Origin of the sequence: Pseudomonas sp. PS01300, from assembly GCF_029960155.1 — a bacterium.
GTDB classification, from domain to species: Bacteria; Pseudomonadota; Gammaproteobacteria; order Pseudomonadales; family Pseudomonadaceae; genus Aquipseudomonas; species Aquipseudomonas palmensis.
This window is the reverse complement of the sequence record NZ_JASCPN010000001.1, coordinates 93,876-118,746: the sequence shown is the minus strand read 5'-3', so window position 1 is coordinate 118,746 and position 24,871 is coordinate 93,876. Positions and strand designations below refer to the sequence as shown.

Sequence of the window (24,871 nt, the reverse complement as noted above, 5' to 3'; positions counted from 1 at the left end):
CAGGTAAAAGCCCATGGCTCGAGTTCGACACAAACGCAAGCCGGTCGCGGAGATGAACGTGGTGCCCTACATCGATGTGATGTTGGTACTGCTGGTCATCTTCATGGTGACCGCACCGATGCTCAACCAGGGCGTGAAGGTCGACCTGCCCAAGGTTTCCAGCGAAGCCTTGCCGCAGGACAACAACGTCCAGATCCTTACCATTTCGATCAAGGCCGACAAGACCTATTTCTGGAACCTTGGCAGCGAAGTCGACACCGAAAAGCAGATGGACAAGGCCATGACCTTGCCGCAAATGACCGACGCGGTGACCAAGATCATCGCGGCCGGACGTGACCAGGGCAAACAGACCCAGGTGTTCATCCGTGGCGACAAGGCCGTCGACTATGGCGCGGTGATGGGCGCCATGGGCGGGTTGCAGAAGGCCGGTGTCGGTAACGTTGGCCTGATTACCGAGGCGCCCTGATGCAACAGCGAGAGCCATCCGCCTCGGAAAGCTATTTCTGGCCCAGCGTCTGGGCCATCGCGCTGCACGTTCTGGTGTTCGGCATGCTGTTCGTCAGCTTTGCCATGACCCCGGAACTGCCGCCGGCCAAGCCTATTGTCCAGGCGACCCTGTACCAGCTGAAGTCCAAAAGTCAGGCCACCACCCAGACCAATCAGAAGATTGCGGGTGAAGCGAAGAAAACCGCGGCGCGCCAGACCGAAGTCGAGCAGATGGAACAGAAGAAGGTCGAGCAGCAGAAGCAGGAAGCGGTGAAGGCTGCGGAACAAAAGAAAGAAGAGGCGGCTCAAAAGGCCGAAGAAGCCCGCGAGGCGGCCGAAGCCAAGAAGGCCGACGAGGCCAAGAAAGCCGACGAGGCCAAAAAGGCCGACGCGGCCAAGAAAGCCGAGGAAGCCAAGAAGGTCGAAGAGAAACAGCAGGCCGACCTCGCCAAGAAGAAAGCCGAGGAAGAGGCCAAGAAACAGGCAGCAGAAGAGGCCAAGAAGCAGGCCGCTGAAGACGCCAAGAAGAAAGCCGCCGAGGATGCCAAGAAAAAGGCAGCCGAGGATGCGAAGAAAAAAGCGGCAGCCGAAGAGGCCAAGAAAAAGGCCGCCGAGGATGCCAAGAAGAAAGCCGCAGCCGATGCGGCCAAGAAGAAGTCAGCAGAAGCGGCGCGCAAGGCGGCGGAAGACAAGAAAGCCCAGGCCCTGGCCGAGCTGTTGTCCGACTCCACCGAACGGCAGCAGGCGCTGGCCGACGAGCAGGGTGACCAGGTGGCCGGCGACTTCGACGACCTGATTCGTGCCCGCGCAGCCGAAGGCTGGGCGCGCCCACCTTCTGCACGCAAGAACATGACGGTGGTCCTGCAGATTGGCATGTTGCCCGATGGCACCGTGACCACGGTGAGCGTTGCACGCTCCAGTGGTGATGGTCCGTTCGATGCCTCTGCGGTAGCAGCGGTCAAGAACATTGGCCGCCTGACCGAAATGCAGGGCTTGAAACCGAGCGAATTCAATCCCTATCGTTCATTCAAGATGACATTCACACCTGAGGATCTAGCCTTGTGATTAACCTTCTTAGAGGACTGCTGGTCGTTCTCTGCTGCGCAGCAGGGATGGCCGTTGCAGAAGAAAAGAACATCCTGGTCACCAGCGGCAGTGACCGTGCCACGCCGATCGCGGTCGTGCCGTTCGCCCTGCAGGGTGGCAGTGTGCTGCCCGAGGACATGGCCGATATCATTGGCAATGACCTGCGCAACTCCGGCTACTACGCGCCGATTCCACGCCAGAACATGATCAGCCAGCCGAGCCAGGCCAGCGAAGTCATCTTCCGCGACTGGAAGGCCCTGGGCGCCCAGTACGTGATGGTAGGCAGCATCGTGCCAGCGGGCGGTCGCCTGCAGGTGCAATATGCGCTGTTCAACGTCGCCACCGAGCAGCAAGTGCTGACCGGCAGCGTCTCGGGCACTACCGACCAGCTGCGTGACATGTCGCACTACATTGCCGACCAGTCGTTCGAGAAACTCACCGGCATCAAGGGTGCGTTCTCCACGCGCATGCTGTACGTCACCGCCGAACGCTTCTCCAAGGACAACACTCGTTACACGTTGCAGCGTTCGGACTACGACGGCGCCCGCGCCGTGACCCTGCTGCAGTCGCGCGAGCCGATCCTGTCGCCGCGCTTCGCGCCAGACGGCAAGCGCATTGCCTATGTGTCGTTCGAACAGCGTCGTCCGCGTATCTTCGTACAGCACATCGACACTGGCCGTCGTGAGCAGATCACCAACTTCGAAGGCCTCAACGGTGCACCAGCCTGGTCGCCCGATGGTTCGCGCCTGGCGTTCGTGCTGTCCAAGGACGGCAACCCTGACATCTATGTGATGAACATGGCTTCGCGCCAGATGTCGCGTGTCACGGCCGGCCCGGGTATCAACACCGAGCCGTTCTGGGGCAAGGATGGTTCGACCATCTATTTCACGTCGGATCGTGGCGGCAAGCCGCAGATCTACAAAACCAACGTTTCGGGTGGTGGTGCCGAGCGTGTAACTTTCGTGGGTAACTACAACGCCAACCCTAAACTGTCGGCGGATGAAAAGACCCTGGTAATGATTCATCGCCAGCAAGGTTTCACCAACTTCAAGGTGGCCGCGCAGGATTTGCAGCGAGGAAGTGTAAAAATCCTCTCTGAAACAAGTCTTGATGAGTCACCCACTGTTGCGCCCAACGGCACCATGCTAATCTACGCCACCCGCCAGCAGGGCCGGGGAGTCTTGATGCTCGTCTCTCTCAACGGACGCGTGAGGCTCCCGCTTCCTACCGCTCAAGGCGAAGTCAGAGAACCGTCCTGGTCCCCTTACCTGAACTGACGCGGCGCTTTACGTAACACTTAACACATTGGGGTTCATTAGGAGTTTCACGATGGAAATGCTGAAGTTTGGTAAGTTTGCTGCGCTGGCTCTGGCCATGGCTGTAGCTGTAGGTTGCTCCTCCAAGGGCGGCGACAACGCTGGTGAAGGCGCTGTTGATCCAAACGCTGGTTACGGCGCTAACACCGGTGCTGTTGACGGTTCCCTGAGCGAAGAAGCCGCTCTGCGCGCAATCACCACCTTCTACTTCGAATACGACAGCTCGGACCTGAAGCCAGAAGCCATGCGCGCTCTGGACGTTCACGCCAAAGACCTGAAAGGCAATGGCGCTCGCGTCGTCCTGGAAGGCAACACCGACGAGCGTGGTACTCGCGAATACAACATGGCCCTGGGCGAGCGTCGTGCTAAAGCCGTACAGCGCTACCTGGTACTGCAAGGCGTTTCCCCAGCCCAACTGGAACTGGTTTCCTACGGCGAAGAGCGTCCAGTTGCTACCGGTAACGACGAGCAATCCTGGGCTCAGAACCGTCGCGTCGAACTGCGTAAGTAATTCGATATGCGAACGTGCCGCCGTGCTGTAACCGTCCTGGCTCTCGCCCTGCCACTCGTGGCCTGGGCCGAGGTTCCTGTTGTTGATGACAACGCTGGCTATAACGGCGCAAGCAGTTATCCGCCAGCGGGTTATGGTACGAGCGGCGCCTACGCCGGGGGAGGGGTTTCGGCCCCTGCCTCGGCGCAGGGTCAGCTGTTCATGCAATTGCAGCAGATGCAGGATCAGATTTCGCGTCAGCAAGGCGTGATCGAAGAACTGCAAAACGATGTAGCCCGCCTGAAACAGGAAGGCCTGGAGCGTTACCAGGACCTGGATCGGCGTATCGGAGCCGGCGGTGCACCCGCTGCAACTCCCGAGAATTCTTCCACCGGTGGTGATGTAGCCGCCGGTGCCGCTGCAGGCGCGGCCACCGCCCCTGCAGCCAGTAGCGAACCTGGCGACCCGGCGAAAGAAAAGCTCTATTACGACGCTGCTTTCGACCTGATCAAGGCCAAGGATTTCGACAAGGCCAGCCAGGCATTCAATGCCTTCCTGCGCAAGTACCCCAACAGTCAGTACGCCGGCAATGCCCAGTACTGGCTGGGTGAAGTGAACCTTGCCAAGGGCGACCTGCAGGGCGCCGGCCAGGCGTTTGCCAAGGTCAGCCAGCTGTATCCGAAGCACAGCAAGGTGCCGGACTCGCTGTACAAGCTGGCCGATGTCGAGCGCCGCCTGGGTCACACCGACCGGGTCAAGGGTATTCTGCAGCAGGTGGTCACCCAGTACCCGGGTACCTCCGCCGCACAGTTGGCCCAGCGCGACCTGCAGAAGCTCTGAACTGCCCGCCTGGAAGAAACCCGCGCTAGCCGCGGGTTTTTTCGTTAGAATCGATGCCCTTTTATTGACACACGCTGCTGCGAACTACGCGATGCCGGGTTCGCTGCAGTGCCTGACGGAGGCGGACAGCCTGTTTAGCTGTTACGCCCGTGGCGACTATGCAAGACACATTACGAATTACCGAAGTTTTTTACTCGTTGCAGGGTGAAACGCGTACCGCTGGGCTGCCCACGGTATTTGTACGTCTCACCGGCTGCCCTTTGCGTTGCCAGTATTGCGACAGTGCCTATGCCTTCAGTGGTGGCACCGTGCGCAGCCTCGACTCGATTCTCGAGCAGGTGGCTGGTTTTCGCCCGCGTTACGTGTGCGTCACTGGCGGTGAGCCATTGGCCCAACCCAACGCCATCCCCTTGCTCAAGCAATTGTGCGACGCCGGCTATGAGGTGTCGCTGGAAACCAGCGGAGCACTGGACATCTCGAAGGTCGACCAGCGCGTCAGTCGGGTGGTGGACCTCAAGACGCCGGGCTCCGAAGAGATGCACCGCAACCTCTACGAGAATATCGAGCTGCTGACCCCGAACGATCAGGTCAAGTTCGTCATCTGTTCCCGTGAAGACTATGACTGGGCGGTATCCAAGCTGATCCAGTATGGTCTGGAGAAGCGTGCCGGGGAGGTGCTGTTTTCGCCGAGCCACCATCAGGTCAAGGCCAGCGACCTGGCCGACTGGATCGTGGCCGATAATTTGCCGGTTCGTTTTCAACTGCAGTTGCACAAGCAATTGTGGAACGACGAGCCGGGACGCTGATTGGGGAGTGATGTCATGACTGAGAAACGTGCGGTAATCCTGCTGTCTGGTGGCCTGGACTCGGCCACGGTGGTCGCGATGGCCAAGGCCGAAGGCTACAGCTGCTATACCATGAGTTTCGACTACGGCCAGCGTCATCGCGCCGAGCTGGACGCCGCTGCGCGAGTTGCCCGTGACCTGGGTGCAGTCGAGCACAAGGTGATCGGCCTGAGCCTGGATGGGATTGGTGGTTCGGCGCTGACCGACAGCAGCATCGATGTACCCGAGACGCCGGGTGAAGGCATTCCAGTGACCTACGTACCGGCACGCAATACTGTGTTCCTGTCGTTGGCGCTGGGCTGGGCCGAGGTGTTGCAGGCGCGGGATATCTTCATCGGCGTGAACGCGGTGGATTACTCGGGCTACCCGGATTGCCGTCCCGAGTTCGTCGAGGCATTCGAGCGCATGGCCAACCTGGCCACCAAGGCCGGTGTCGAGGGGCAGGGCTTTCGCATCCAGGCACCGTTGCAGAACCTGAGCAAGGCTCAGATCGTTCAGGCGGGCATGGCGCGTGGTGTCGACTACAGCCTCACTGTGTCGTGCTATCAGGCTGACGACCAAGGCCGTGCCTGTGGCAAGTGCGACAGCTGCCGCCTGCGTGCAGATGGCTTCCGGGCAGCCGGCGTGACCGACCCAACCCGATATTTTTGATTTTTTTTACGGTGGGGTGTTGATTTCCTTAAGGAAATCAGTATTATACGCCCCACGCAACGGGTCGTTAGCTCAGTTGGTAGAGCAGTTGGCTTTTAACCAATTGGTCGTAGGTTCGAATCCTACACGACCCACCATTTCGAAAAACCCGCTTTCCATGAGAAAGCGGGTTTTTTTTCGTCTGTTGATTTTCCCTCCCTGTTCAGCAATTGAACCGTGATCTGCGGGTTGACCTGGAGATTGTGTTCGCGCCAGCTCGGCTGGGTGCGAGCTGGCGCGGGAGGGGGTCACCGGTCTACGGGTTGCCTGCCGAGAGTGTCTGCAGGCCCTGGCTTCGGGCCTGGTCGAGCAGTTCTTCAGTGTCTGCCCCGCCGGGCAGTGCGAGCACGATGTCCGGTCGGCTATCGGCCAGCATGAAGCGGTTGCGCAGGCGTTCGGCCTGTTTGCCGTGGTGCTGCCAGTTGGGTGGGTAGCGCACGATGTCGGCTGCGTTTTCCCGGGCCCAGTCCTCGATATGTGCACCGAGGAACTGACTGCCACCGTGGATGACCACCTGCACCGGGTGCAGGCGCTGGAAAGCTTCCAGAACCTGCCGGCACACCCGGCTGTCGGCGTAATGGCGGCCGGCGCAAATCAGTACGCGCATAGGCGTTCTCCCTGAGCCACGTTCTTCAGAACCACTGCTTGAAGCGGCGGATGTACAAGGTCTTCATGGTCTGGGCGACCACGCAGTAGCTGAGCAGTGTGCCCACCAGCCAAGGGAAGTATTCCCACGGCAGCGGAACCAGGCCGACCATGCTGCCCAGCGGCGAGAAGGGCACGTAGATTCCCAGCGCCATCACCAGCCCCGTCGCCAGCATTACCGGCAAGGCTGCAGTGCTCTGGATGAACGGGATCTTGCGGGTGCGCAGCATGTGCACCACCAGGGTCTGGGACAGCAGCCCTTCGATGAACCAGCCCGACTGGAACAGGCTGGCCATTTCCACGCTGTTGGCGGCGAACACATACCACATCAGCGCGAAGGTGGTGATGTCGAAAATGGAGGAGGTTGGCCCTATCCACAGCATGAACCGCCCGATGTTCCGGGCATCCCATTTGCGTGGCTTGGCCAGGTACTCCTTGTCCATCTTGTCCCATGGCAGCGCCAGCTGGGAGAAGTCGTACATCAGGTTCTGCAGCAACAGGTGAATCGCCAGCATCGGCAGGAAGGGGATGAAGGCACTGGCGACCAGCACCGAGAACACGTTGCCGAAGTTGGAGCTGGCGGTCATGTTCAGGTACTTCATGATGTTTCCGAAGGTCTCGCGACCCTTGATCACCCCTTCCTCCAGTACCATCAGGCTCTTTTCCAGCAGGATGATGTCTGCCGACTCCTTGGCAATGTCGGTGCCGCTGTCCACCGAGATGCCGACGTCGGCGTCGCGCAGGGCAGGGGCGTCGTTGATCCCGTCACCCAGAAACCCGACGGTGTGGCCGTTGGCTTGAAGGGCCTTGAGTACGCGGGACTTCTGCAGTGGCGTGAGCTTGGCGAACACCGTGCGCTCTTCCACCCGGCGCGCGAGCACCTCATCGTCCATGTGCTCGATGTCGCGGCCCAGCAGCGGCTCGCCTGCCTCCAGGCCCACTTCCCGGCAGATCTTGGCGGTAACGGTGGGGTTGTCGCCGGTGAGTACCTTGACCGTCACGCCGTTGTCGCGCAGTGCGGCGATGGCCGGGCCGGCGCTTTCCTTGGGCGGGTCGAGGAAGGTCAGCAAGCCTTCGATGATCAGCTCGCGCTCATCGCTGGCGCTGTACTGGCTCTGCGTCTGGCCTGCGGCTATTTGGCGGGTACCCACCAGCAGCACGCGAAAGCCGTCGCGGTTATAGGCCTCGGCGAGTTTGAGCAGGGCCGAACGGCGCTCGGCATCCAGGCTTACGGCAGTGCCCTGCTGGCGGACCCGGCTGGCGGTCTCCAGCATCTCTTCCACGGCGCCCTTGCACACCAGCAGGTGACCACCACTGGCATCGGCCAGTATCACCGACAGACGCCGACGTACGAAGTCGAAGGGCAGTTCATCGACCTTGCGCCAGGCTGCCGGAGGGGTGAACTGCGGATTGTCCTCGGCGAAACTGACCACGGCGCGGTCCATGAGGTTTTTCATGCCGCTCTGGTGGTGGCTGTTGAGCCAGGCCAGTTGCAGCACCTCGTCGCAGCGGTTGCCGCCGACATCGACATGGTGTTCGAGGATGATGCGGTCCTGGGTCAGGGTGCCGGTCTTGTCGGTGCACAGTACGTCCATGGCGCCGAAGTTCTGGATCGCGTTCAGGCGCTTGACCACTACCTTGCGCCTGGCCATGGCGGCCGCACCCTTGGCCAGGTTGGCGCTGACGATCATCGGCAGCATTTCCGGGGTCAGGCCAACCGCTATCGCCAGGGCGAACATGAAGGCTTCGGCCCAGTCCCCCTTGGTGAAGCCGTTGATCAGCAGCACGATGGGCACCATCACCAGCATGAAGCGGATCAGCAGCCAGCTCACGCTGTTGACCCCGCGGTCGAAGGCGGTCTGCGCGCGGGAGCCGACGATGGAGCGGGCGAGTGAGCCGAAATAGGTACGAGCCCCGGTGGCGACCACCACGGCCGTGGCGGTCCCGCTGACCACGTTGGTGCCCATGAAGCAGATGTTGGGAAGGTCCAGCAGGTCCTGTTGGTCGGCGGCCTGGGCCTTGGCGGATTTTTCCTGCACCGCACCCAGGGTGTCGTACTTTTCCACTGGCAAGGCTTCGCCGGTCAGTACCGCCTGGCTGATGAACAGGTCGCGGGACTCGATCAGGCGAATGTCTGCGGGGATCATGTCGCCGGCAGACAGCTGGATGATGTCGCCCACCACCAGTTCGCGCATGGGTAGTTCTCGAACCCGCGCCTGGGCACCTATCTGCTCGCGCCGCAGCACGGCTGCGGTGGTGCGCACCATTGCCTTCAGGGCTTCGGCGGCCTTGGCCGATCGGTGTTCCTGCCAGAAACGCATCACGCCGCTCGCCAACACCATCACCAGCACGATGATCACGCCGGTCAGGTCGGTTTCTTCGCCGGCCTGCAGCGGCAGCCAGAAGTCGGTGAAGAAACTGATACCGGTCAAGGTCATCAGCACATAGATGAAGGGGTTGTTGAAAGCGTGCAGCAACTGCACCAGTGCATGGGGCGGACGGTCATGGGCGACTTCGTTGTGGCCGTCCCGTTGCAGGCGGCCCTGGGCTTCTTCTTCGGTGAGCCCGGCGGGGCTGGAGTTGACGTTGGCCAGGGTAACGGCCAGGCCGTTCTGGGCCTCGCGCGCGGCGCGCATCGACAGCTTGTTGCTGTCACGGGTGGGGTGGGTGTGGCGGGGTGTTGGGTTTTTTACAGTCATGGTCTGTGCTCCTGCCGCCTGCTCGCGGCACGACACACCGACAACTCAACTAATCATAGGCGAGTGAAAGTATGTCGAGTCGCGGGCAGGCGATCGATTCGAAGAGTGGGATCTTTAGCGGTGACGTTCGCTGCCTGTTGAATGAGCGTGCACAGGCAGCGAACCGACTACTGGCCTCTTCCATAATGTGCTCCACAGATTTTTATTAATGCGAAGGCAATAAAGTGCCGGCGAATTTTCCAACTAGGAAATTCGTTTTTTAATAAGCGCAAAGTTGCCGTTTATTCAAGGGGAAGTACGCACCCCGAATGCATGCAAACCTGGATCAGGCGTGCTGCAGAAACAGGGCGGCGCCCCGACTCGGTGGGTCCTGACTGTCGTCCAGGCTCCAGCGCTGCTGGCGTTGGCCGCTTGTGGAGCAGATGCGCCAACGGGCCCGCAAGGCGCTGCTGGCAGGGGAGTCGCAGGGGAGGCTTGGCGCACGCACGGGCAGCCTGGGCGCGCGCAGAAGCCTGGCCCGCAGGGCTGAAGTGAAGGCGCGTACGCCCGGTATTGCAGAAGAAGTGAAGTACATAACGTGTGCCTCGCGACCGGACGAACCGGGGAGGCAAGCCACGTTGGAGCATCAAGCCCTAGCGCAGCTTACCCGACCGCGGAGTCGAGTCCCGTCATTTTCAGGGTTAAGTGCCTGGCGTTGCGCAGCGGCAATGACCAGACAGCGTCTAGATACTATGTCCATTGGCTTCTTTGGTGAGTTGAAAAAAGGCCGGATTTCCGGCCCGCGCAATTTACTCAGGAGGGGGAGCGAAGTCAACAGCAATCAGGCGTGAAAATTGAAACGTTAATAAAATTTCACACAAAGCAGTCAGCGGCAGAGGAGAGTCTGCCTGTGCCAAGGAATAATGCGAAGTGGGCAGAGTTTCACCGGTGGAAGGGTACTGTTTTTTGAAACAGCAATTAATGTCTGTTTTGCTATAGCGATTCTGTATATGGCATTTTTTTATAGTTGCTATGGTACTTGGCATGGATTTAAAACCAGCCAGGGAGTGGGGCTATGTCTAAAACTATTGTCGTCGTGGGGGGAGGTGTAGGCGGCACGATGCTCGCCAATCAATTGGTCAGACAACTATACCCGGAAATACTCAAGCATCAGGTCACGGTCAAGCTGCTGTCGAATTCGCCGGATCATTATTACAAACCTGCCTTCATGTACGTTGCCTTCAACAGCTATTTCCAGGAAGACCTGAAACGGCCCGAGCGTTCGCTGTTGCGGCCTGAAATCGACTTCCAGGTGGAGGAGGTGACCCGCTTCGACTTCACCGGGCAAACCCTGCACACCCGCTCTGGAAGGCGCGTGGGCTATGACTTTCTGGTGATCGCGACGGGCTGCGTACCCGCTCCCGAGCGCATCGAGGGGCTGCAGGAGGCGGGGGATCATTTCTATCAATACAAGGCGGCGCGACAATTGGCGCAACGTCTGATGACGATTGAAAAAGGGCGCATCTTCATATCCGTTTCTTTCCCACAGACGCCCAATGTTCCGCATCAGTGCGGTATTGCGCCGGTGGAAACTACCTTGATGCTGGATGACTTGCTGCGCCGTCGCGGTGTTCGCAATAACATTGAAATTGTTTATACCTATCCGACCACTGCGCAATTGCTCAGAAACTGTCTGTTCATGCAGCGGCCAACCGGAGAACTGTTGCCCACCCTTTTTGAACAGAAGAACATCAGGTTTCAGCGTGGCTTCACCCTGGACCGCGTGGACCCGGATCAACGTATTGCCTATTCGGCCGAAGGCCAGGCGCAGCCGTTCGACATCCTGATGGCGACCCCACCCATTCGTGCAGTGGACGCGGTGATACAGAGCGGTGCGTCCCAGGCCCCCAACAACGAGGGCTGGTTGCCGACCAACCACGAGACCCTGCAGGTCTACGGCCTGGAGAACGTCTACGTGATCGGCGACACCATGGACCTGCCCATCAGCAAGGCGGGCGGTGCCTGCCATAACCAGGCACCGGTGGTGGCCAACAACATCGCCGGCGAGATCCGCCTGGGCACCCCCTGCGCCGTCTACGACGGGAAGGTCCAGGCCGTTGCGCAGATGGGCCTCAACGCCGGCATGCCACTGACCTACAACTATCAGCAGGATGTGGTGCCCACCCCGCCGACCAAGCTGGGCGGCCTGTTGCGCAATGGATTCAACCGGGGCCTCTACTGGGCGGTTGCCCGTGGAATGATCTGAGTCGAGCGGTGCAGGAGTACGTCGATATGGAAACCTTCGAACCTACCGTGGAACACCTTGCTCACCCGGGCGTTGACGCCCTGATGAAAAAACTCGAACCGCTGCTGGTCAGTGGTCGCATGGACAACATCATCGACTTGCTGTCGCTGGGGTCCGACCTGGTCGACCTGCTCGACACCGCGATGGTGGACAAGCTGGCCCATGGGTTCGAGGACGTGACAGCCCTGACCTGGACCGTGGGCAACGCGCTGCGCATGGCGCAGGCGCAGAGCAGCGATACCCAGCCACCAAGCCTGCTGGGCCTGGTGCAACTGCTGCGCGAGCCGCAAACGCGACGTGGTATCGCGCTGATGTTGAGGGTGTTGAACAATCTTGGACGGCAATATTGATCGCATGGAGCGAGAGGAACGTGGCAATGCTTGTAAAACAGCAACAGGGTCTGCGCGGGAGTACGACCTGGGACCCGCAAGGCTATCAGCAGTTTTCGCGTTTGAGGGAGCGTCCGGTGATCGAGCTGCTCGATCACCTGCCGTTGCAGGCACCAGCGTCCATCTATGATTTGGGCTGTGGTACCGGAATCGCCACCCGGCTGCTGGCCGAACGCTGGCCAGAGGCGAAGTTGTTCGGCGTCGACAGCTCGGCAGAAATGCTCGCCGAGGCCCGAGCCCTGCCGGTCAATGCCCAATGGCTGAACAGCGACATAGGCCAGTGGGAGCCCAAGCAGCCGGCAAGCCTGCTGTTCGCCGCTGCCGTGCTGCATTTCATGGAGGACCACGAAAACCTGCTGCCGCGGCTGCTCGGCAATCTGCACGCCGGCGGCTACCTGGCGCTGCACATGCCCAACTGGCGGGATGCACCCTGGTACCACCTGATGCTCAGGGCCCTGAGCGAATGCGGGCCTGCGGGCCGGGTGATCGGCACGCTGGAGCTGCGCAAGTTCATGTCGGCGCGCAATGTCCTGTCCCTGGACTGCTACTACCGGTTGCTGGCGCCGCTTACCAGCAAGCTGGATATCTGGGAAACCGAGCATCTGCAGGTGGTCGAAGGCCAGTCGCCGGTGTTCGACTGGGTCAAGGTTTCGGCACTGCGCCCGGTGCTCAGCTCCCTGGATGACGAGGACCGTGAGGCCTTTCTGCGCAAGTACCTCAGGCTTCTGGAAGCGCACTACCCGCGTGAGGACGACGGGCGCACGCTGTTCCCGTTCAAGCGCACCTTCATCGTGGCCTCGGTCTGAGAGTGCCCTTGGGCGGTCACTCTCGACAGCCCTGCAAGCCGCGACTGGTCTCCCCCTCAGAATGAGGGGGGGCAGCGCGTGCAGGGCTTCTGGAGGGGGGGCGTTTTCGTTTTCTGTTCGCTTATTTTTGTTTGGGTTCGGGTCTGGCGACTGTCGGAGTGTCGGGCAGGAATGGTATGTTCTCCTCCAGAATGAAGATGAAGAAACTGGAATGATCATGCCTAGAGCCTCCCACCAAGATTTGCGCCGTGCCTTTCGTAAACTCCTGGCCTCCCCGGTCTGCTATCACACGGCTTCCGTGTTCGACCCGATGTCTGCGCGAATCGCCGCCGACCTCGGCTTCGAAGTCGGCATCCTGGGCGGCTCGGTGGCTTCGTTACAGGTGCTGGCGGCTCCGGACTTTGCCCTGATCACCTTGAGTGAATTTGCCGAGCAGGCCACGCGCATCGGGCGTGTCGCACAGCTGCCGGTGATCGCCGACGCCGACCACGGCTACGGTAACGCGCTGAACGTGATGCGCACCGTCACCGAGCTCGAGCGCGCCGGCGTGGCTGCGCTGACCATCGAGGACACCCTGCTGCCTGCCCAGTTCGGGCGCAAGTCCACCGACCTGATCAGCATCGACGAAGGCGTGGGCAAGATCCGCGCTGCCCTGGAGGCTCGCGTCGACCAGGAGCTGTCGATCATCGCGCGCACCAATGCCGCGCTGATCCCGGTCGAAGAAGTCATTGCCCGCGTGGTCGCGTACCAGAATGCTGGCGCGGACGGCGTGTGCATGGTCGGCATCCGCGATTTCGATCACCTCGAAGAGATTGCCCGCCACGTCAGCGTGCCGCTGATGCTGGTGACCTACGGCAACCCGCAGCTGCACGACGACACGCGCCTGGCCGAGCTGGGCGTGCGTATCGCCGTGGATGGCCATGGCGCCTACTTCGCCGCGATCAAGGCCACCTACGACTGCCTGCGCGAGCAGCGCCGCATCACCAGCAGCGCCTCGGACCTCAGTGCCACCGAACTCACCCATACCTACACCGTACCCGGCGACTACATCGTCTGGGCGCGGGAGTTCATGGACGTCAACGAGTAACATCGCTTCACCTCAATATGGATAGCAAACGGATCAATTCATGAAGAAAACACTGGGAGTGGTGTGCGGGCTTGCCGTCGCCGTAGCGGCCGTATGCACGGCCGGGGCGTGGTATACGGGCAAGCAGTTGCCTGGCGTGCTGGAGCACGCTACCGCACAGTCCAATCTGCAGATGCAAAAGTCGTTCAAGGGCCTGGGTGCCACGGCGCGGCTTGAGCTGGTATCGCTGGAGCAACACCTGTTCAGCAGTGTCGCGCGTTACAGGTTCACCGTGCAGAACCTGGAGCTGGGCGATGAGCCGAGCAACCTGGAACTGACCCTGGTCGATCGCATCGAGCACGGGCCGTTTCCCTGGCAGCGGGTCAAGGCATTCAAGCTGATGCCGGTGATGGCGGCATCCAGCACCTCGATCGAGAAGGATGCCACCACAGCCGAGTGGTATGCGGCCAGCGGTGATGTCTCGCCGGTGCAGGGCGAGTTCAGCCTGGGCTATGACCAGTCGTATGACGGCACGTTGAGGCTGATGCCGCTGGACATCGCCAAGGACGGTTCGTCGGTGAAGTTCTCCGGCTTCGACCTGGGCATGAGCGGTGACTTCGAAGGCAAGCGCCTCAAGCTCGATGGCAGCATGGGCACCTTGCAGGTGTCGATGGTCGATAGCGAGACGCCGCCGCTCAAGTTCGACCTCAAGGGCCTGAAACTGGTTGCAGACCTCACCCTGACGCCCTACGACTTCTATGAAGGCCAGGCCGACGTGACCCTGGACGACAGCGCCTTCACCTTTGGCGATCGCCAGGTACCGCTGACCGTCAAGGGTGTGGAGCAACGCAACACCTACAAGGTCAACGGCGACAAGGTCGATGCCAGGGCCGCCTACAAGGTCGACGCCATCACCTATGACGGCAAGGCCGTGGGCGGCGGGCAACTGGTGGTGGCGGTCAACCGCTTCGATATCCCTGCGCTGCAGGCGATCATGGCGATCTATGAGAAGCACATGCCCCAGTTGCAGGAGACGGCCGCTGCCGGCCAACCGCCCGAGCTGGAGCTGAATGCCGAAGAGCAGGCGCTGATGCAGGTGCAGATGATGCAGTTGCTGGCGGGCAAGCCTCAGGTGGCCGTGGAGGACCTTTCCTTCAAGACCGCCAACGGTGAAAGTCGCTTCAACCTCACCCTGGACCTGGCCAAGCCGACGTCGGCCGACCTGCCTTCCGATCAGCTGGTGCGCCAGATGATCGAGAAACTGCAGAGCAGCTTGTCGCTGTCCAAGCCGATGATCGGTGACCTGGCAGCCTTGCAGGCCAGCCTGGAAGGGCAGGACGAGGCGCAGGTCAAGCAGGCCGCAATGGCCGGCGAGATGGTCGGGCAGATGGCCTTGTATTCCAAGCTGGCCACGCTCAAGGGCAATGACATCATTGCCAACCTGCACTATGCCGATGGCCAGGTGGCCTTCAACGGGCAGAAGATGACCGTTGAAGAGTTCGCCGCGCTGGTGATGTCCAGCCTCGGCGGCCTGCAACCGGCAGGCAACTGACCGCTGGGCTGGCGGGCTTGCCCCGCCAGCCTGGTTTGGCAAAAAACCCTTTAGAATTCATTCGATTAACTGTAGCCTTCGGCAACCCATAAAACCCGAGGCCGCAGAGGGTCTTTGGTTCTGTCGTACAGGCTGAACCGTTATCCGATTTGCCAGGGCTCGGTGATACACTCGACTTACGCGCACTAGCGCCTGCAGGTCTTGCGAACATGACCCAGATTTCCGAACGCCTTCTGGTCCAGGCCCACCTCGACGCCAAGCAGCCTAAGCCGCTGACGCCCGAGCAAGAGGCTGACTACCGTGCCGCCATCGCCGCCGAGCTCAAGGCTCAGGACGCCGTGCTGGTGGCCCACTTCTACTGTGATCCGGTGATCCAGGCCCTGGCCGAGGAGACCGGCGGTTGCGTGTCCGACTCGCTGGAGATGGCCCGTTTCGGCAACCAGCATCCGGCCAAGACCGTGGTGGTGGCCGGTGTACGCTTCATGGGTGAGACGGCGAAGATCCTCAACCCCGAAAAGCGCGTGCTGATGCCGACCCTGGAGGCCACCTGCTCGCTCGACCTGGGTTGCCCGGTGGAGGACTTTTCGGCGTTCTGCGACAAGCACCCCGAGCGCACCGTGGTGGTGTATGCCAACACGTCGGCGGCGGTCAAGGCACGGGCCGACTGGGTGGTGACCTCCAGCTGTGCGCTGGAGATCGTCGAAAGCCTGATGGACAATGGCGAGACTATCATCTGGGGGCCTGACCAGCACCTGGGCCGTTACATCCAGAAGAACACCGGCGCCGACATGCTGCTGTGGGACGGTGCCTGCATCGTTCACGAGGAGTTCAAGTCGCGTCAGTTGCTGGACATGAAGGCGCTGTACCCGGACGCGGCGATCCTGGTGCACCCCGAGTCGCCAGAGGCGGTGATCGACCTGGCCGATGCGGTGGGTTCCACCAGCCAGCTGATTGCGGCTGCGCAGCGCATGCCGAACAAGACCTTCATCGTGGCCACCGACCGCGGCATTTTCTACAAGATGCAGCAGCTGTGCCCGGACAAGGTCTTCGTCGAGGCGCCCACTGCCGGCAACGGCGCGGCGTGCCGCAGTTGCGCGCACTGCCCGTGGATGGCGATGAACACCCTTGAGCGCACCTTGCAGTGCCTGCGCGAGGGCAGCAACGAGATCTTCGTCGAGCCGGCGCTTATCCCGCAGGCACTCAAGCCACTCAAGCGCATGCTGGACTTCACCCAGGCGGCGCGGCTCAAGCTCTCCGGCAACGCCTGAAAGCAGCATCGCGGGTCGAGCCCGCTCCCACAAGGGGGCGGGGCTGACCCGCGATATGGTGTGCGCGCTACCTTGATGCGTGTCAGCGCATCATGTCCTTGACCATCCGCTGCTGTTCCATCAGCTCGCGCTGACGGGCATCGATCTTCGACGACAGCACAAAGTTGTTGCCCGCCCGCTGCTTGGCGTAGTCGAGTTGCTGCAAGGCCTGATCGAAGTCGCCCACCAGGGCAAAGTATTCGGCGCGAGCCTGGTGCAGGCCGATTGTGTTGCCCGACAGGCCGCGAACCTCCGCCACCTCATACCAGACATCCGGGTCTTGTGGCCGATTCTTGAGCAGCGCATCCAGTGCCTTCTCTGCCTCGGCCGGGCGGTTCTGCTTGAGCAGCAGGTCGATGCGTGACTGCTGCAGCGGGTAGTTGCCCGGGTACAGGGCTCGCATCTTCTCCACCCGTTGCTGGGCATCGGCCAGGCGGTTGTTGGTGACGTCCAGGTCGATCTGCGCAAGGTTGTAGGTGATGTCGTTGGGTGCCTTGGCGAGCAAGGGCTTGAGGCTCTCGCGGGCCTCGTTGAGCTGGCCGCCCTTGATCTGCGCCAGTGCCAGGCCGTAACGCGCCGCATCCAGGTTGGGGTTCTCGTCCAGCAGGGCGCGGAAGCGCTTGGCACCCAGGCCCGGCGTGCCTTCGTAGGTCAGTTGCAGGCGTGCACGAATCAACTGGTAGCGCAGGCTGTCGTCCACACCGCCCTTGGGGGCCTGTTCGGCACGGTTGCGGGTGTCGGCGACCCGCGACTCGGTAACCGGGTGAGTCAGCAGAAACTCCGGTGGCTTGGCGCTGTACTGGTACTGGCGCATCAGCCGTTCGAACATGGTCGGCATGTTGCGCGGATCGTAGCCGGCCTTTTCCAGGTTGAGGATGCCGATGCGGTCGGCTTCCTGTTCGTTCTGGCGCGAGAAGCGCCGTTGTTCCTGGATGGCGGCGGCCTGGGTGCCGGCAATCGCGGCGATGCCGGCATCGCCAGCCCCGGCCGCGGCGGCAATGATGCCCACCAGCAGGGCGCCCATCATCGGCAGTTGCATGCGTTGCTGGGCTTCCACGCCGCGGGCGAAGTGGCGTTGCGACAAGTGCGCCAGTTCGTGGGCCAGCACCGAGGCGTACTCGCCCTCGGTCTGGGCGTTCAGGAACAGGCCGCCGTTGACCCCCACGATCCCGCCGGGGGCGGCGAAGGCGTTGAGTTCCTTGCTGTCGATCAGGATGAACTCCAGGCGCCGGTCCTGCAGCTGGCTGGTTTCGGCAAGGCGGTAGACGCTGGTTTCGACGTAGTCCTTGAGCTGGGGGTCCGACAACTGGCGCACGTTGCCGCGCAGCAGGCTCAACCAGGCGCGGCCCAGTTGGTGTTCCTGTTGCGGGGAAACGATGGCCGAGCTGGCGTCGCCGAGTGACGGCAGGTCGTCGGCATGGCTCGGTAGAGCCAGCAGGCAAGCCAGCGTCAGCAGGGTAGGGCGCAGAAAATTCATGCACGAAGCTCGGGTCGACAAAGAACCTTACTGTAGCCGGCTCACACGTTGACGACCAGTGGCGGTATCCTACGAGGTCTGTGCATGCCGCTACCTGCCGTGGGCATGTACCTGCCTGGAGAAGCCCGATGACCGATGCCGTACCCTGCGACGCCGAACTGGATGCCAGCGGCCTGAATTGCCCCTTGCCGTTGCTCAAGGCCAAGATGGAGCTCAACCGCCTGGGCAGTGGTGCAGTACTCAAGGTGGTGGCCACCGATGCCGGCTCGCAGCGCGACTTCCGCACTTTTGCCCGCCTGGCCGGTCATACGCTGCTGCATGAGCAGGCCGACGCCGGGGTCTACACCTACTGGCTCAAGAAAGCCTGAACCTTTCTCTTTAAGGATCACCGATGTTCAAAGTGCTTCGTGGCTGGCTGCACCGCTATTTCTCGGATGAAGAAGCGGTGGTGCTGGCGGTCCTGCTGTTTCTGGGGTTCACCGCGATACTGACCCTGGGCGGCATGCTGGCGCCGGTGCTGGCGGGCATGGTGCTGGCGTTCCTGATGCAGGGCCTGGTCAATGCGCTGGAGCGCCTGCGGGTGCCCAGCAAGGTGGCGGTGGGGCTGGTGTTCCTGCTGTTCCTGAGCGCGCTGGCGGTGTTCCTGCTGGTGCTGGTGCCGTTGCTCTGGCACCAGTTGATCACCCTGTTCAACGAACTGCCGGGCATGCTTGGCAAGTGGCAGTCGCTGCTGTTGCTGCTGCCGGAGCGCTACCCGCATCTGGTCTCGGATGAGCAGGTGCTGCAGGCCATCGAGGCGATGCGCGGCGAGATCGGCAAGTTCGGTCAATGGGCGCTGACCTTCTCGCTGTCGAGCCTGCCGTTGCTGGTCAACATCATGATCTACCTGGTGCTGGTGCCGATCCTGGTGTTCTTCTTTCTCAAGGACCGCGAGCAGATCGCGCGCTGGGTCAGCGGCTACCTGCCGCGCGAGCGGGCCCTGATGACCCGCGTGGCCGAGGAGATGAACCGCCAGATCGCCAACTACATTCGCGGCAAGGGCATCGAGATCCTGATCTGCGGCGTGGCCACCTACATCGCGTTCATCGCACTGGGCCTGAACTATGCGGCGCTGCTTGCGCTGCTGGTAGGGTTGTCGGTGGTGGTGCCGTATGTGGGGGCGGTGGTGGTAACCGTACCGGTGACCCTGATTGCCCTGTTCCAGTGGGGCTGGGGCGACCAGTTCATCTACCTGATGGCGGTGTACGCGATCATCCAGGCGCTGGACGGCAACGTGCTGGTGCCGCTGCTGTTCTCCGAAGCGGTCAGCCTGCACCCGGTGGCGATCATCTGCGCAGTACTGCTGTTTGGCGGATTGTGGGGCTTCTGGGGGATCTTCTTCGCGATCCCGCTGGCTACGCTGTTCAAGGCGGTGCTCGACGCCTGGCCGCGGCGTGAGCCGGTGGTGGCGCCGCTGCTCTAGCCGCGGCGCACGCTTCGCCGGCGAAGCGCTTCAGCCCTTGTTCAATGCTTGCGCCTGCGCCAGCACCGCTTCCACATGCCCGGGCACCTTCACGCCGCGCCATTCCTTGCGTAGCACACCCTCGCTGTCGATCAGGAAGGTGCTGCGGTCCACCCCCATGTATTCCTTGCCGTACAGCTTCTTGAGCTTGATCACGTCGAACAGCTGGCACAGGGCTTCGTCCTTGTCGCTGATCAGCTCGAACGGGAAGCCCTGCTTGGCCTTGAAGTTCTCGTGGGACTTGAGCCCGTCACGCGATACGCCGAACACCTCGGTGTTGGCCGCCTGGAACGCCGCGTACTGGTCGCGAAAGCCCTGGCCTTCGGTGGTGCAGCCCGGGGTGCTGTCCTTGGGGTAGAAGTAGATCACCACTTGGCGACCCTTCAGGCCGCTCAGGCTGACGGTCTTGGCGCCGGTGGCTTGCGCCTTGAAATCGGCGACGGGTTGGTCGAGTGCTACGGCCATTGCGGGTTTCCTTACATGGGGTTCTGTGGGCGCCACGGTTCGATCAGCGCATCCAGGTTCAGGGCGTCGGAGAAGTCCAGGAACTGGTCACGCAGCCAGCTGATCTGGGTGCCGGCCGGCAGGGTCACGGTGAACGTGGCGTTGAGCATGGTGCCGCCGGTCTGTGGTGCCTGATAGGTGTCGCAGGTCAGGTTCTCCAGCTCGACGTTGTGGTCGATGAAGAACTGGCACAGCTCGTTGATGATGTCGGGGCGGTACGCGGCACTGACATAGGCGACGTAGGGCAGCGACAGCGGGCGCACTTCGAGTTCGGCGCTACGCACCACATTCACGGTGAAGGTGTGCTTCTTGGCCAGGGTCGGCAGCGCCGCTTCGAAACGCGCCAGGGCGTCCCAGCTACCGGTGACCTGCAGCACCAGTGCGCTGCACTCGCCGTGGCGGGTCAGGCGCGAGGTGACGACCGAGCAGCGATTGTCGTTGCTGGCCCGGCACAGAATGTTGGTCAGTTCCATGGGGTTGGCGCCCAGGGCACTGATGACAAGGAATTGTTCGCGAACGGTGGGGGTGGACATGCAGCATTCCTAAAGCGATGAGCGGTCGGTACGTGACGGGGCAAATAGGCTTGTCGGCGTGGTTCCGTGGCTCAGGATCGAGGGCTCGGGCACTGTCGGGGCGCGTTGTCGGCAGCCCGGCGGGCCGCTGTGTACCGATCAAAGAGAGAAGGGTAGCGAAAATGGTCGCCGAGGGGAATGCTCCTGCCGCCTGCTTCGCTTGTGCAAGCCCTGTGGCGCCAGTACCATTACCGCTCTCTTTTTCCGGCAGGAGCAGCTTCATGATTGCGGGCAGTATGGTGGCATTGGTCACACCCATGGATGCACAAGGGCGTCTTGACTGGGACAGCCTCAGCAAACTCGTGGACTTCCACCTGGAAAACGGCACCCACGCCATCGTTGCGGTCGGTACCACCGGCGAATCGGCGACCCTGGATGTCAATGAGCACATCGAAGTCATCAAGGCCGTGGTCAAGCAGGTCAACGGCCGTATTCCGGTGATCGCCGGTACGGGTGCCAACTCCACCAGCGAAGCGGTGCACCTGACCCGCAATGCCAAGGACGCCGGTGCCGACGCCTGCCTGCTGGTGGTGCCTTACTACAACAAGCCGACCCAGGAAGGCCTGTACCAGCACTTCAAGCACATTGCCGAAGCCGTCGACATCCCGCAGATCCTCTACAACGTGCCCGGCCGTACCGCCTGTGACATGCAGGCCGAGACCGTGATCCGTCTCTCGAGCGTGCCCAACATCATCGGCATCAAGGAAGCCACCGGCGACCTCAAGCGTGCCAAGGCGATCCTGGATGGCGTGAGCAAGGATTTCATCGTGCTGTCCGGCGATGATCCGACCGCCGTCGAACTGATCCTGCTGGGCGGTAAAGGCAACATCTCGGTGACCGCCAACGTCGCCCCGCGCGAAATGGCCGACCTGTGCAACGCCGCACTCGAAGGCAAGGCCGACGAGGCCCGCGCCATCAACGAAAAACTGATGCCCCTGCACAAGGACCTGTTCGTCGAAGCCAACCCGATTCCGGTGAAGTGGGCTTTGGTCGAAATGGGGCTGATGCACAAGGGCATCCGCCTGCCGCTGACCTGGCTGAGCGAATCCTGTCACGATACGGTACGCCAGGCCATGCGCCAGTGCGGCCTGAAGTTTTAATTGAGGACGTACACCGCATGAAGCGATTGGCTGGTCTTTCCGCCCTTGCCTTGATCATCTCCAGCACCAGTGGTTGTGGCTGGCTCTGGGGCGAAGAGGGTTACTTCCGTGACCGGGGCAGCGATTATCTGGAGGCCACTCAAAAGCCGCCGATGCAGCTGCCGCCGGATGTCAGCAACGTCAAGCGTCTTGACCCGCTGCTGCCGATTCCGCGCAACGTCGCCGACGACAACGTCAAGGGCGAGTTCGAAGTGCCGCGTCCACAGCCGTTGGCGGCAGGTGCCGACATCAGCGATTTCAGCCTGCAGAAGAGCGGCGCTTCGCGTTGGGTCCTGGCCCAGCGCGCCCCGGCCGAGGTGTGGCCGGTGGCCCACCAGTTCTTCGAGGACAACGGCTTCCGCATCGCCGAAGAGCGCCCGCAGACCGGCGAGTTCAGCACCACCTGGCAGCGTTTCGACGAGTTGTCGGCGTCCATGGCCCAGCGCCTGGGCGGTGTTGCAGGCAGCAGCAGCAATGAAATCCGTGCCCGGGTTCGCATCGAGCCGGGCGTACAGCGCAATACCAGTGAAGTCTATGTGGTGACCGTCGAGCGTGCTGCCGGCAGCGCCACCGAACAGGACTTTCCGGCACGCGCCGAGAACACCGGTGTGGACGCTGCACTGGTCGACGAAATGCTTGCCAGCATGACCCGCAGCGCCGAGAAGGGCGGTTCGGTATCGCTGCTGGCGGCCCGTGACTTCGATACCCCGAGCCGTGTCAGCCTGAGCGAAGACGGTAGCGGCAACCCGGTACTGAACCTGGGCGCCGACCTCGATCGCGCGTGGTCCAGCGTCGGCCGTGCCCTGGAACAGGGCGAATGGCGGGTTGAGGACATCAACCGCAGCCTGGGCCTGTACTACATCAACCTTGCCGAAAAAGCCGAGGCCAAGGACCAGGAGCCTGGTTTCTTCAGCCGCCTGTTCGGCAGCGCGCCGAGCAAGGAAGAGCGTGAAGCCCGCGCCGAGCGCTATCAGGTACGCCTGAGCAAGGTGGGTGACAGCGTGCAGGTGACGGTCGAGAAGAACATCAACACCGTGGCCCCGGCCGATGTGGCCCGTCGCGTGCTGAGCGTCATCCAGGACAACCTGGGTTAAGTGCGCTTCGCCGTACTCGGAAGTGGCAGCCAGGGAAATGGCACGCTGATTGTCAGTGGCAGTACCTGCGTACTGGTCGATTGCGGGTTCTCCCTGCGCGAAACCGAGCGGCGTCTGGCGCTGCTCGGCGTGTCGGCGGCGCAGTTGAGCGCGGTGCTGGTGACCCACGAGCATGCCGACCACGTGCATGGGGTGGGTTTGCTGGCGCGGCGCTACAATGTGCCGGTGTACCTCAGTCGTGGCACCTTGCGCGGGATGCGCAAGCCCGTGGAGCCCAGCGGCTTCCTGGCAGCTGGCGATACCCTGCAGCTGGGTGCATTGAGCATTGCCGCCGTTGGCGTCAGCCACGATGCGCTGGAGCCCTTGCAGTATGTGTTCAGCGATGGCCGCCGCCGGTTTGGCGTGCTGACCGACCTGGGCTCGTACGACGCGGCCCTGCTCGACAGCTATCAGGGCCTGGACGCCTTGCTGATCGAAGCCAACCATTGTCGCGACATGCTGGGCCGCGGGCATTACCCGATGTTCCTCAAGCAGCGCGTGGGTGGCGACTACGGACATTTGAACAACCACCAGGCCGCGCGCCTGGTGTCGGAGTTGGGCTGGCAGAACCTGCAGCACCTGGTGCTGGCCCACCTCAGCAGCAAGAACAACCTGCCACAGCTGGCCCGGCAATGTTTCGTCGACGCCCTCGGGTGTGACCCGGACTGGCTGCAAGTGGCGAATCAGGATTACGGGCTCGACTGGCGCGAAATCGCCTAGCCCATTTCAATTTAGCAAGCGGAGCCCATCATGGAAAAACGTGAAGAACTCTACCGCGGCAAAGCCAAGTCGGTGTACAAGACCGACGACGCCGACCGCTTGATCCTGCTGTTTCGCAACGACACCTCGGCGTTCGACGGCAAGCGTATCGAACAGCTCGACCGCAAGGGCATGGTGAACAACAAGTTCAACGCCTTTATCATGCAGAAGCTTGAAGAAGCCGGCATTCCAACCCAGTTCGACAAGCTGCTGGGCGACAACGAATGCCTGGTCAAGAAGCTCGACATGATTCCGGTCGAGTGCGTGGTGCGCAACTACGCAGCCGGCAGCCTGGTCAAGCGCCTGGGCGTGGAGGAGGGCATCAAGCTGGAGCCGTCGACGTTCGAGCTGTTCCTCAAGAACGACGAGAAGGGCGACCCGTTCATCAACGAATCCCACGTGGTTGCGTTCGGCTGGGGCACCGCCGAGCAGCTGGTGAAAATGAAGGCGCTGTCGTTGAAGGTCAACGAAGTGCTGAGCAAGCTGTTCGACGACGCTGGTCTGCTGCTGGTTGACTTCAAGCTCGAGTTCGGCGTGTTCCATGGCGAGATCGTGCTGGGTGACGAGTTCAGCCCGGATGGTTGCCGCCTGTGGGACAAGGAAACCCGCAAGAAGATGGACAAGGACCGCTTCCGTCAGGGTCTGGGCGACGTGATCGAAGCCTACGAAGAAGTTGCCAAGCGTCTGGGCGTGCCGCTGTAAGCGCGTGACTGACGCAAGCGCCTGATACCACGCGAATTTTTTTCACAAGAAGCTTTGCGTTTGGGAAAACTGCTGGTATCATGCGCGCCACTGGAGAGATGCCGGAGTGGCCGAACGGGACGGATTCGAAATCCGTTGTACTGGCAACAGTACCTAGGGTTCAAATCCCTATCTCTCCGCCATACATGCAAGAGCCCCTGAAACCTACGGTTTCAGGGGCTTTTTGCTTTTCGCGTGCGCACAGCAATTGTGCGTAGGAAACACTGTTCCCTGTTTCGGCGCATTCTGGCACTCAAGTAACACCCCATAAACCACGTATTCGCGCCTGGAGTCAGGACTTTTCCTATGGGCAGTGAAAGTGGCCGGTATTACTCTCGACCTGCACCTGAAAACAAGTGCGCACATGAATCCATCATGAAAAGGATATTTCCATGGGTAAGTACTGCTGCATGTATATCAACGAGTTCAAGGTCGACCAACCTGCTGAAGACGAAGTGGATAGCGTCAAGCTGGAAGAAGAGTTCACGCCAGAAGAAGCTGCTGTACTGGCTGAGTGATGAAAATGAATGAGGCGCTTGCTGCG

25 protein-coding genes and 2 tRNA genes are annotated in these 24,871 nt (G+C 61.6%); 22 read left to right on the top strand and 5 right to left on the bottom strand.

Features of this window, described 5'->3' with window-relative positions:
• Positions 1–13 precede the first annotated feature (13 nt).
• The 8 genes from tolR (at position 14) to QMX96_RS00535 (ending at position 5,851) form a co-directional block, all read left to right on the top strand.
• Entirely contained in the window at positions 14–466 is a 453-nt protein-coding gene (gene tolR, locus QMX96_RS00570) for a protein TolR (protein WP_043864240.1), read from the top strand.
• Entirely contained in the window at positions 466–1,551 is a 1,086-nt protein-coding gene (tolA, locus tag QMX96_RS00565) for a cell envelope integrity protein TolA (protein ID WP_043864239.1), read from the top strand. The genes tolR and tolA overlap by 1 nt, the downstream gene beginning before the upstream one ends.
• Positions 1,552–1,598: 47 nt before the next feature.
• Positions 1,599–2,849 (top strand): Tol-Pal system beta propeller repeat protein TolB, encoded by a 1,251-nt coding sequence (gene tolB / locus QMX96_RS00560; RefSeq protein ID WP_213085823.1) that lies wholly within the window; start codon positions 1,599–1,601, stop codon positions 2,847–2,849.
• A gap of 52 nt (positions 2,850–2,901) precedes the next feature.
• Complete coding sequence (pal, locus tag QMX96_RS00555; RefSeq protein ID WP_042121796.1) at positions 2,902–3,399, top strand: peptidoglycan-associated lipoprotein Pal; 498 nt, start codon at positions 2,902–2,904, stop codon at positions 3,397–3,399.
• A 6-nt stretch (positions 3,400–3,405) separates the two neighbouring features.
• On the top strand, positions 3,406–4,218 hold the full coding sequence (gene ybgF / locus QMX96_RS00550; RefSeq protein ID WP_054914972.1) for a tol-pal system protein YbgF: 813 nt from the start codon (positions 3,406–3,408) through the stop codon (positions 4,216–4,218).
• A 158-nt stretch (positions 4,219–4,376) separates the two neighbouring features.
• The gene (gene queE / locus QMX96_RS00545) at positions 4,377–5,024 is read left to right on the top strand and encodes a 7-carboxy-7-deazaguanine synthase QueE (protein WP_043864236.1); all 648 of its coding nucleotides are present in this window, start codon (positions 4,377–4,379) and stop codon (positions 5,022–5,024) included.
• 15 nt (positions 5,025–5,039) lie between these two features.
• Positions 5,040–5,714, top strand: coding sequence for a 7-cyano-7-deazaguanine synthase QueC (queC, locus tag QMX96_RS00540; RefSeq protein WP_058541509.1), 675 nt, complete (start codon positions 5,040–5,042; stop codon positions 5,712–5,714).
• 61 nt (positions 5,715–5,775) lie between these two features.
• Positions 5,776–5,851 (top strand) — tRNA-Lys (locus QMX96_RS00535).
• Between the two features lie 158 nt (positions 5,852–6,009).
• Here the strand turns inward: QMX96_RS00535 and QMX96_RS00530 are convergent.
• Both QMX96_RS00530 and mgtA read right to left on the bottom strand, forming a co-directional pair.
• On the bottom strand, positions 6,010–6,360 hold the full coding sequence (locus QMX96_RS00530; RefSeq protein WP_058541510.1) for a DUF2493 domain-containing protein: 351 nt from the start codon (positions 6,358–6,360) through the stop codon (positions 6,010–6,012).
• A gap of 25 nt (positions 6,361–6,385) precedes the next feature.
• Entirely contained in the window at positions 6,386–9,097 is a 2,712-nt protein-coding gene (gene mgtA, locus QMX96_RS00525) for a magnesium-translocating P-type ATPase (protein WP_282360463.1), read from the bottom strand.
• Between the two features lie 1,054 nt (positions 9,098–10,151).
• On the opposite strand from mgtA, the gene QMX96_RS00520 reads away from it, so the two are divergent.
• From QMX96_RS00520 to nadA, 6 genes are all read left to right on the top strand, one after another.
• Positions 10,152–11,342, top strand: a complete 1,191-nt coding sequence (locus tag QMX96_RS00520) for an FAD/NAD(P)-binding oxidoreductase (RefSeq protein ID WP_058541512.1) — start codon at positions 10,152–10,154, stop codon at positions 11,340–11,342.
• 26 nt (positions 11,343–11,368) lie between these two features.
• Entirely contained in the window at positions 11,369–11,731 is a 363-nt protein-coding gene (locus QMX96_RS00515; protein ID WP_058541513.1) for a DUF1641 domain-containing protein, read from the top strand.
• 26 nt (positions 11,732–11,757) lie between these two features.
• Positions 11,758–12,576 (top strand): methyltransferase domain-containing protein, encoded by an 819-nt coding sequence (locus tag QMX96_RS00510; protein WP_282360460.1) that lies wholly within the window; start codon positions 11,758–11,760, stop codon positions 12,574–12,576.
• A 217-nt stretch (positions 12,577–12,793) separates the two neighbouring features.
• On the top strand, positions 12,794–13,663 hold the full coding sequence (locus tag QMX96_RS00505) for an oxaloacetate decarboxylase (protein WP_043864299.1): 870 nt from the start codon (positions 12,794–12,796) through the stop codon (positions 13,661–13,663).
• 40 nt (positions 13,664–13,703) lie between these two features.
• Positions 13,704–15,194 carry a YdgA family protein gene (locus QMX96_RS00500; protein WP_058541515.1) on the top strand — a complete coding sequence of 497 codons (1,491 nt, stop codon included), beginning with the start codon at positions 13,704–13,706 and terminating at the stop codon, positions 15,192–15,194.
• A 209-nt stretch (positions 15,195–15,403) separates the two neighbouring features.
• Positions 15,404–16,462, top strand: coding sequence for a quinolinate synthase NadA (gene nadA / locus QMX96_RS00495; RefSeq protein WP_043864228.1), 1,059 nt, complete (start codon positions 15,404–15,406; stop codon positions 16,460–16,462).
• Between the two features lie 82 nt (positions 16,463–16,544).
• Here the strand turns inward: nadA and QMX96_RS00490 are convergent, their stop codons facing one another.
• Positions 16,545–17,978, bottom strand: a complete 1,434-nt coding sequence (locus QMX96_RS00490) for a M48 family metalloprotease (protein WP_043864227.1) — start codon at positions 17,976–17,978, stop codon at positions 16,545–16,547.
• 128 nt (positions 17,979–18,106) lie between these two features.
• Between QMX96_RS00490 and QMX96_RS00485 the strand changes: the two genes are divergently transcribed.
• Both QMX96_RS00485 and QMX96_RS00480 read left to right on the top strand, forming a co-directional pair.
• The gene (locus tag QMX96_RS00485; RefSeq protein WP_043864226.1) at positions 18,107–18,346 is read left to right on the top strand and encodes a sulfurtransferase TusA family protein; all 240 of its coding nucleotides are present in this window, start codon (positions 18,107–18,109) and stop codon (positions 18,344–18,346) included.
• Positions 18,347–18,369: 23 nt separating this feature from the next.
• Positions 18,370–19,440 carry an AI-2E family transporter gene (locus QMX96_RS00480; RefSeq protein ID WP_043864225.1) on the top strand — a complete coding sequence of 357 codons (1,071 nt, stop codon included), beginning with the start codon at positions 18,370–18,372 and terminating at the stop codon, positions 19,438–19,440.
• Positions 19,441–19,470: 30 nt separating this feature from the next.
• Here QMX96_RS00480 and QMX96_RS00475 read toward each other — a convergent pair whose 3' ends face one another.
• Both QMX96_RS00475 and QMX96_RS00470 read right to left on the bottom strand, forming a co-directional pair.
• Positions 19,471–19,944 (bottom strand): peroxiredoxin, encoded by a 474-nt coding sequence (locus QMX96_RS00475; protein WP_282360450.1) that lies wholly within the window; start codon positions 19,942–19,944, stop codon positions 19,471–19,473.
• 11 nt (positions 19,945–19,955) lie between these two features.
• Positions 19,956–20,516, bottom strand: a complete 561-nt coding sequence (locus QMX96_RS00470) for a glycine cleavage system protein R (protein ID WP_043864223.1) — start codon at positions 20,514–20,516, stop codon at positions 19,956–19,958.
• A 260-nt stretch (positions 20,517–20,776) separates the two neighbouring features.
• On the opposite strand from QMX96_RS00470, the gene dapA reads away from it, so the two are divergent.
• The 6 genes from dapA to QMX96_RS00440 all read left to right on the top strand — a co-directional run bounded on the left by dapA (position 20,777) and on the right by QMX96_RS00440 (position 24,845).
• Positions 20,777–21,655, top strand: coding sequence for a 4-hydroxy-tetrahydrodipicolinate synthase (gene dapA, locus QMX96_RS00465; RefSeq protein WP_043864222.1), 879 nt, complete (start codon positions 20,777–20,779; stop codon positions 21,653–21,655).
• 17 nt (positions 21,656–21,672) lie between these two features.
• Positions 21,673–22,788 carry an outer membrane protein assembly factor BamC gene (gene bamC / locus QMX96_RS00460; protein WP_196932126.1) on the top strand — a complete coding sequence of 372 codons (1,116 nt, stop codon included), beginning with the start codon at positions 21,673–21,675 and terminating at the stop codon, positions 22,786–22,788.
• Positions 22,789–23,547 carry an MBL fold metallo-hydrolase gene (locus tag QMX96_RS00455; protein WP_043864220.1) on the top strand — a complete coding sequence of 253 codons (759 nt, stop codon included), beginning with the start codon at positions 22,789–22,791 and terminating at the stop codon, positions 23,545–23,547.
• Between the two features lie 30 nt (positions 23,548–23,577).
• The gene (purC, locus tag QMX96_RS00450; RefSeq protein WP_010223163.1) at positions 23,578–24,288 is read left to right on the top strand and encodes a phosphoribosylaminoimidazolesuccinocarboxamide synthase; all 711 of its coding nucleotides are present in this window, start codon (positions 23,578–23,580) and stop codon (positions 24,286–24,288) included.
• A 92-nt stretch (positions 24,289–24,380) separates the two neighbouring features.
• Positions 24,381–24,470, top strand: a tRNA-Ser gene (locus QMX96_RS00445).
• Between the two features lie 249 nt (positions 24,471–24,719).
• Positions 24,720–24,845 carry a hypothetical protein gene (locus QMX96_RS00440; protein ID WP_254996984.1) on the top strand — a complete coding sequence of 42 codons (126 nt, stop codon included), beginning with the start codon at positions 24,720–24,722 and terminating at the stop codon, positions 24,843–24,845.
• Positions 24,846–24,871: the final 26 nt, after the last annotated feature.

What these genes read in the sequence shown, in the direction of transcription:
- QMX96_RS00485 (WP_043864226.1), top strand. Translation starts at nt 18,107, where the DNA reads ATGACCGATGCCGTACCCTGCGACGCCGAACTGGATGCCAGCGGCCTG.
- QMX96_RS00480 (WP_043864225.1), top strand. Translation starts at nt 18,370, where the DNA reads ATGTTCAAAGTGCTTCGTGGCTGGCTGCACCGCTATTTCTCGGATGAA.
- QMX96_RS00470 (WP_043864223.1), bottom strand. Translation starts at nt 20,516, where the DNA reads ATGTCCACCCCCACCGTTCGCGAACAATTCCTTGTCATCAGTGCCCTG.
- tolA (WP_043864239.1), top strand. Translation starts at nt 466, where the DNA reads ATGCAACAGCGAGAGCCATCCGCCTCGGAAAGCTATTTCTGGCCCAGC.
- tolR (WP_043864240.1), top strand. Translation starts at nt 14, where the DNA reads ATGGCTCGAGTTCGACACAAACGCAAGCCGGTCGCGGAGATGAACGTG.
- QMX96_RS00530 (WP_058541510.1), bottom strand. Translation starts at nt 6,360, where the DNA reads ATGCGCGTACTGATTTGCGCCGGCCGCCATTACGCCGACAGCCGGGTG.
- QMX96_RS00490 (WP_043864227.1), bottom strand. Translation starts at nt 17,978, where the DNA reads ATGAATTTTCTGCGCCCTACCCTGCTGACGCTGGCTTGCCTGCTGGCT.
- dapA (WP_043864222.1), top strand. Translation starts at nt 20,777, where the DNA reads ATGATTGCGGGCAGTATGGTGGCATTGGTCACACCCATGGATGCACAA.
- queC (WP_058541509.1), top strand. Translation starts at nt 5,040, where the DNA reads ATGACTGAGAAACGTGCGGTAATCCTGCTGTCTGGTGGCCTGGACTCG.
- pal (WP_042121796.1), top strand. Translation starts at nt 2,902, where the DNA reads ATGGAAATGCTGAAGTTTGGTAAGTTTGCTGCGCTGGCTCTGGCCATG.
- QMX96_RS00440 (WP_254996984.1), top strand. Translation starts at nt 24,720, where the DNA reads ATGGGTAAGTACTGCTGCATGTATATCAACGAGTTCAAGGTCGACCAA.
- QMX96_RS00510 (WP_282360460.1), top strand. Translation starts at nt 11,758, where the DNA reads ATGCTTGTAAAACAGCAACAGGGTCTGCGCGGGAGTACGACCTGGGAC.
- queE (WP_043864236.1), top strand. Translation starts at nt 4,377, where the DNA reads ATGCAAGACACATTACGAATTACCGAAGTTTTTTACTCGTTGCAGGGT.
- purC (WP_010223163.1), top strand. Translation starts at nt 23,578, where the DNA reads ATGGAAAAACGTGAAGAACTCTACCGCGGCAAAGCCAAGTCGGTGTAC.
- QMX96_RS00520 (WP_058541512.1), top strand. Translation starts at nt 10,152, where the DNA reads ATGTCTAAAACTATTGTCGTCGTGGGGGGAGGTGTAGGCGGCACGATG.
- QMX96_RS00515 (WP_058541513.1), top strand. Translation starts at nt 11,369, where the DNA reads ATGGAAACCTTCGAACCTACCGTGGAACACCTTGCTCACCCGGGCGTT.
- QMX96_RS00475 (WP_282360450.1), bottom strand. Translation starts at nt 19,944, where the DNA reads ATGGCCGTAGCACTCGACCAACCCGTCGCCGATTTCAAGGCGCAAGCC.
- nadA (WP_043864228.1), top strand. Translation starts at nt 15,404, where the DNA reads ATGACCCAGATTTCCGAACGCCTTCTGGTCCAGGCCCACCTCGACGCC.
- QMX96_RS00500 (WP_058541515.1), top strand. Translation starts at nt 13,704, where the DNA reads ATGAAGAAAACACTGGGAGTGGTGTGCGGGCTTGCCGTCGCCGTAGCG.
- ybgF (WP_054914972.1), top strand. Translation starts at nt 3,406, where the DNA reads ATGCGAACGTGCCGCCGTGCTGTAACCGTCCTGGCTCTCGCCCTGCCA.
- tolB (WP_213085823.1), top strand. Translation starts at nt 1,599, where the DNA reads ATGGCCGTTGCAGAAGAAAAGAACATCCTGGTCACCAGCGGCAGTGAC.
- QMX96_RS00505 (WP_043864299.1), top strand. Translation starts at nt 12,794, where the DNA reads ATGCCTAGAGCCTCCCACCAAGATTTGCGCCGTGCCTTTCGTAAACTC.
- bamC (WP_196932126.1), top strand. Translation starts at nt 21,673, where the DNA reads ATGAAGCGATTGGCTGGTCTTTCCGCCCTTGCCTTGATCATCTCCAGC.
- mgtA (WP_282360463.1), bottom strand. Translation starts at nt 9,097, where the DNA reads ATGACTGTAAAAAACCCAACACCCCGCCACACCCACCCCACCCGTGAC.